Origin of the sequence: Mesorhizobium sp. M2E.F.Ca.ET.209.01.1.1 (assembly GCF_004010375.2) — a bacterium.
Taxonomy (GTDB): Bacteria; Pseudomonadota; Alphaproteobacteria; order Rhizobiales; family Rhizobiaceae; genus Mesorhizobium.
In genome coordinates, this window is the sequence record NZ_SADP02001020.1 from 1 (window position 1) to 301 (window position 301).

Sequence of the window (301 nt, forward strand, 5' to 3'; positions counted from 1 at the left end):
CTGGACAAGGATGCGGTCGTCTCCCTGCCGCTGCACGATGGGCTCGGTCGTGCCGAGTTCGTTGACGCGGCGCTCGACCACTTCGATCGACTGCGCCAATGCGGTCGATGTGCGGTACTTGATACCGGCGTCGGTGACGGTGAACTTGAGCAGCCCCGGCTCGGAATCGTCGAGCGACATTTCCTGGATGGAGCCGCCTGTGAACAAGCCGGCTGCGACAGGATCGGTCAAGCTCTTCAACGCTTTCTTGGCGGCATCGAGCTGAGCGGCATCGGTGATGCGGACCTGCAGGGTCTTGCCG

At 63.1% G+C, this 301-nt stretch carries 1 pseudogene; it reads right to left on the reverse strand.

Going from position 1 to position 301, the window contains the following annotated elements:
- A pseudogene (locus tag EN852_RS38935) lies at positions 1 to 301 on the reverse strand (protein translocase subunit SecDF); the annotation flags it as partial.